Raw genomic sequence first — 3,335 nt, 5'->3', positions numbered from 1 at the left:
CCTGCCCGTCCCCGTCGTAGTTCTGGCAGCCCCAGACGACCCCGCCGTTCCACTTCATGCAGCAGGCGACCATGTCGTCGATCAGGCGGTGTTCGTACCAGATCTTCTTGGCCTTGAACTTCTCTTCGAACTCCTCCTCGTAGACCTTCTGGAAGAGGTCCTTGAAGCGGCCGTCATAGGCCTTGAGGATGGTGTTCTTGGTCGACAGGTACACCGGCCAGCCGAGCGCCAGCCCGTAGTTGAGCGAGGCCCGTGCGAAGTCGATGATCGAGCTGTCGAGGTTGTACATCGCCTGGTAGACGTCCTTCTCGATCACCGTGCCGTCCTCGCCCACGAATTTCATCGTCAGCTTGCCGGCGCCGGGGAAGGTGAAATCGGTGGCCTTGTACTGGTCCCCGAAGGCATGACGGCCGATCACGATGGGCCGGGTCCAGCCGGGCACGAGGCGCGGCACGTTGCGGCAGATGATCGGCTGGCGGAACACCACGCCGCCAAGGATGTTGCGGATCGTGCCGTTGGGCGACTTCCACATCTTCTTGAGCCCGAATTCCTCGACCCGCGCCTCGTCGGGGGTGATCGTGGCACATTTCACCGCGCAGCCGACCTCTTTGGTCTTCATCGCGGCGTCGATGGTGATCTGGTCTTCGGTGCGGTCGCGCTCCTCGATCCCGAGGTCGTAGTAAAGCAGGTCGAGGTCCAGATAGGGCAGGATCAGCTTCTTCTTGATGAAGTCCCAGATGATCCTGGTCATTTCATCGCCGTCCATCTCGACGATCGGGTTGTCTACCTTGATCTTCGACATGCAGTACCCTTTCCTGTTAGCATGCGGGCTATGACGGCCCCTTAGCCGAAAAAATCTCCCGGGAAAAGCGTTGTATGCATTTGTATACTTAATGTGACGTCGCCTGCGGGAAATTTGAGCGAGCTTTGAGGGATGTAAGGGAAGCGAAAAGGACAGGGCTGATAGATGCGGCGCATGTCCAAGATGCTTCGCAACTCCATGGGTGCCTTGGTGCTGGCCCTCGCTGTTCTCGTCGGCTCCGGCATGGCGCTTGCCTCGGCGCCGGGTGCGGCGGGGGTGCCGGTGCTGGTCATCGCGCCGCCCTGGGAGGGCGACCGTCGACCAGGTGCGCCGCGCCGGCGGGGCACCGGCGGGGCCAATGACGGCGCCCTTCGGCGTGCTCGCGGTGGTCGACAGGCTGCTGGCGCTCGGCGCCTGGACCGTCCGCGATGCAAGGGGCATCGCGTCGCGTTGCGGAGAAGACGCATCATCTCTCACCCGCTTGCTCGTATCCGCGCGATGAGCGAGCCGATGCTTCTGATCGCCCTCGCCGTCATGCTTCTGCAGGTGCACGTGGTCAGCGACCTCTGCCTCGGCCACACCACCATGCCGGCGACCTCCGCCGCGGTGGTGCTGATGGGCATGGGGCCGCTCTCGCAGCGGCTGAGAGCAAAGCCGCGAACAGGTGGCCGACGAGTCCCACAAGGCCGCGGCGGCGCAGTCGCGGGCCGAGGCCTCGGCCCGCGAAACGCAGGAGGTGGTGACGCTCTTCAACCGGCGCCTGCACCGGCTGGCGGAGCGCGATCTCGGCTGCGCCATCACCGAGCCTATGCCAGAGGCCAGCGAGAGCCTGCGCCGCGATTTCAACCAGTCGGTCTCGCAGTTGCAGGAAGCCCTTGGCGGTGCCACGATCAAGGCCCATGCCTTCGAGGACGAGGCGCACGAGGCGGCCACCGGCGATCTTTCCAACCACAGCGAGCGGCAGGATCATCGAGCTGCTCGACGACATGAGCGCCTTCCGGCTGGTCCCGCGGCAAGCCGCCGCGCCGGAGACGGAGACGCGCCGGCTCTGAGGGGGAGAAGCGTCGAACCCGAGGGTGAGAAGCGTTGGTCCTGAAAGTGAGACTCTTTGGGCTTGGGGGCCAGACCTATTGGCTTGCGGTTGAGACGCATACGCCTTGGACAGAGATGTTGTGAACCCGAGGCGCCGATGCAATGAGCCCGAGGCCGAGACACGCCGGGCCCGAGGTCGAGATGAATGTGGTCTGTGGTCGAGAAGCTTGCAGCCCAGGGCAGAGAAGCCTGATGCCTCAGCGGGCGGGGCATGTCGAAGAGCGCTGGATCGTGGCAACGGCCCGCAAAAGCACGGAAGCCCGCCGGTCCGCGCGGATGCCCGAATGCCGCGCGCGTCGCCGGGGCAGCGATCAGACCGGGTTGGCCTGCTCGATCTTCGCCATCTTCCGCATCAGAAGCAGCGCGAGGACCGCTTCGACGAAGATCCCTCCCGCCAGCGGCAGCGGCGTGCCGTCGAACATCAGACCCGTCGGGATCGCGATCACCACGCCCATGACCGTCGCCAGCGCGCCGATCACCGAGGCGGCGAGCCCGGCGATATGCCCCACCGGCTCCATCGCGATGGCGTTGAGGTTGCCCATGGTCAGGCCCATCTGGAAGAACACCGCCAGCTGCCAGACCACGAAGACCGCGAAGCCGAGATTGCTCGGCAGCCCCGTGGCGAAAACCACCAGTGCCGCGCCCGCCAACACCACCTGCAGCCCCAGCACCGCGGTCACGAGGAAGCGCATCCCCAGCCGCATCACCAGCGCCGCGTTCAGCACGCTTCCCGACGCCGCGAGGATCGCCACGCCGCCGAACCACAGCGGGAAGCTCTCGGCGCGGCCGTAGCTGATGTCGTAGATCGGCTGTACCGTCGAGATCATCGAGAACAGCATCGCCATGATCAGCGCCTGCACCGCGATCGAGATCCGCACCACCGTGTGGCCGAGCAGCTCCTTCACCGCGGCCCAGAGGGTGCGCAGGCGGAATGGACGGCGCTTCTCGCGCGGGAGCGTCTCGGGCAGGCGCAGCATCAGCCAGCTGGTGGAGATGGTGGCGAAGACCACGAAGGCGATGAAGATGCCGCGCCAGCTGCTGAGGTCGATGATCACCGCGCCCATCGAGGGCGCCAGCGCCGGGAAGATGGTGAAGATCATCATCACGAAGGACATGATCCGCGCCATCTCGCGCCCCGAATGCAGGTCGCGCACGATGGCCAGCGCCACCACCCGCGGGCCCGCGGCGCCGAGCCCCTGGAACAGACGCGCCACCAGGAGCAGCTCGAGCGAATCCTCCTGCGCCGCGACCAGCGACATCACCACGTAGAGCGTCGCGCCCGCCAGAACCACCGGCTTGCGCCCGAAGGTGTCGGACAGCGGCCCGGTGAAGAAGGTGCCGATCCCCATGCCGAGCACGAAGCTTGTGACCACGAGCTGCGCGCGGTTGACGTCGTCGGGGGTCAGCTCGGCCCCGATCTCGGGCAGGGCGGGCAGCATCG

General features: G+C 65.9%; 3 protein-coding genes. 1 reads left to right on the top strand and 2 read right to left on the bottom strand.

Annotated features, from left to right (window positions below):
• Positions 1 to 802 (bottom strand): NADP-dependent isocitrate dehydrogenase (locus HC022_RS21955; RefSeq protein WP_167453828.1); only part of this gene is annotated, 802 nt, incomplete at its 3' end.
• Positions 803 to 1,466: 664 nt separating this feature from the next.
• Here HC022_RS21955 and HC022_RS21950 point away from each other — a divergent pair.
• The gene (locus HC022_RS21950) at positions 1,467 to 1,898 is read left to right on the top strand and encodes a hypothetical protein (RefSeq protein WP_167453827.1); all 432 of its coding nucleotides are present in this window, start codon (positions 1,467 to 1,469) and stop codon (positions 1,896 to 1,898) included.
• A 307-nt stretch (positions 1,899 to 2,205) separates the two neighbouring features.
• Here the strand turns inward: HC022_RS21950 and HC022_RS21945 are convergent, their stop codons facing one another.
• Complete coding sequence (locus HC022_RS21945; protein ID WP_167453826.1) at positions 2,206 to 3,333, bottom strand: multidrug effflux MFS transporter; 1,128 nt, start codon at positions 3,331 to 3,333, stop codon at positions 2,206 to 2,208.
• Between the last annotated feature and the right edge of the window lie 2 nt (positions 3,334 to 3,335).

Source organism: Salipiger sp. HF18, assembly GCF_011806505.1.
In the GTDB taxonomy this organism is placed as follows: domain Bacteria; phylum Pseudomonadota; class Alphaproteobacteria; order Rhodobacterales; family Rhodobacteraceae; genus Salipiger; species Salipiger thiooxidans.
The sequence above is the reverse complement of the archived record's forward strand: the minus strand, read 5'-3'. Positions and strand labels throughout refer to the sequence as shown.

What these genes read in the sequence shown, in the direction of transcription:
- HC022_RS21945 (WP_167453826.1), bottom strand. Translation starts at nt 3,333, where the DNA reads ATGCTGCCCGCCCTGCCCGAGATCGGGGCCGAGCTGACCCCCGACGAC.